Below are 1,698 nucleotides of genomic sequence, written 5' to 3'. Positions count from 1 at the left end.
GGGGGATGCTCGGCCCGGGGGCTGCCTGGTTCCGGGGGCTGGGCCGCCCCGGGGGCCGCCGGTGCCGGTGTGGGGGGTGCCCGGGGCCGGGTTGGAGGGGGGTGGGGTTCCCGGCCCCGGGCGGTTTTGAGGGGTGGTTACGCGGTCTTGTAGGTGTTGAGCTTGTCGGTGAGTTCGGCCTTGGCGAGCATCAGGGCCTTGATCTGGGCGTCGATGGCGTCGATCTTGGGCTGGATCTTTTCGGCGCGCTGGGTGTTGAGGTAGGCGGCGTACTGGGCCTCGCGCTTGGGGGTGGCCTTGTCGGCCCGGTATTCCTTGACGAGGGCGGTGACGAGGTCCTGGACCTTCTTGAAGGTGTCGGTGGTGGCGGTGGTGGCGGGGCTGTTGGTCTCGGTGAGCGCGGCCGCGACGAGCCCCCGGAACTGGATCTTCGGGTCGGTGACCGGCTCGCCCGTCTCCGTGTCGGTGTCCGTCTTGGGGTCGAGGTCGGCCGGGTTGACCAGCTGGTGACCGACGACGTAGGGGTCGTGCTGGCCGCCGAGCATCGGGACGTCGGTGCGCTCGTTGCGGTCGTGGCTGCCGGGGGCGCTCTTGCCGAACTGGATGTTCAGCAGCCCCGGGGTGGCCGGGTCCAGGTGGTAGTCGGGGTGGATCACGATCGCACCGACCGGGAAGGCGCCCTCGGTGAAGACGCGGGAGAGGTTGTAGACGGTCTCGCCGTGCTCGCCGGTCTCGACGGCGTAGGAGTAGGTGGCACCGGCGGCGGTGGTGAAGGTCTTGGTCGACATGAAGATCCCCTCCAGAAGGGTCAGTTGGGTTGGTTTCTCGGCCGGTTCTTCGTTCCCCCGACCTCGTGAGTACTACTCTACACGCAAGAATGGGGAAGTGCAACGCATCGGGAAGGGGTCACCCTCACCACGCTTCACCGAACCAGGCGCCAAGTAGGAACTTCACCCCGCCCGACCCGCCCCGGGACCCCCGGATCGCACGTCCCGCACCGCGACCAGGGAGGCACCGGACATCCCCAGGCACCCCCGGGTCACAACCCCGGAAAACCCGCCCCCCACCCGCCGACGCACCCCGGGGCCGTGAATCTAACGCGCCACGGAAACCGCCCCGGACGAGTCGGCCACGAATCTAACGCGCACGCCTACAGGGGCGTTGGACTCGCCCCGGATCTAACGCCACAGAGGACAGTGAATCTAACGCCCGGGCAAGGCTGGGCCGCGAATCTGACGCCACCCCGCAGAACCCCCGGAAAGACCCGTGCGCGGCCCGTAAACTCCGCCCCTGGTCCACTCTTTCCTGACCCGCCCTCAGCCCTGTACGCTCTAGCCAGAGGCCGCACAGGGGCCCGCGCGACCGGGGGAGACCCACCCCGTGGGTACGGGCCTAAAAGCCCCCGCCAATTCCCTTGGACAGTTGAAATAGACGGTCTGTCACCCCTATACTGATCCCACACGGCAGACATTCAAGGAACCGGATCGAAAACACCGGCCGGAAGTCATGAAAAGCCGTTAGAGAAACCACCGAAAAGGCAAGCCAGGACGGGGACAGAACCCCCATCCCCCTAGCCAGCCAATTCGGTAACCCCAACCCCCGGAAAGGGAAAGCAAGCTAACGGCCGGTCCGTCCCGCCCGCCCCGGCCCGCTCCGCGGGCCGGCTTCTCGGCCGGCCTCCGGCCGGCCGGTCAGCGC

At 68.1% G+C, this 1,698-nt stretch carries 1 protein-coding gene; it reads right to left on the bottom strand.

Annotated elements, in window-relative coordinates:
- Positions 1-137 precede the first annotated feature (137 nt).
- Positions 138-788: a hypothetical protein gene (locus ACOTKD_RS38080; RefSeq protein WP_424893597.1), complete on the bottom strand. Its 651-nt coding sequence runs from the start codon at positions 786-788 to the stop codon at positions 138-140.
- Positions 789-1,698 lie beyond the last annotated feature (910 nt).

The sequence above is a fragment of the Streptomyces sp. XH2 genome (genome assembly GCF_049725035.1).
Classification (GTDB): domain Bacteria; phylum Actinomycetota; class Actinomycetes; order Streptomycetales; family Streptomycetaceae; genus Streptomyces; species Streptomyces roseoverticillatus.
Note: the sequence above shows the minus strand (reverse complement) of the source record. Positions and strands in the feature narration are given on the sequence as shown.

Coding starts and splice junctions, on each gene's coding strand:
- ACOTKD_RS38080 (WP_424893597.1), bottom strand. CDS start 788: ATGTCGACCAAGACCTTCACCACCGCCGCCGGTGCCACCTACTCCTAC.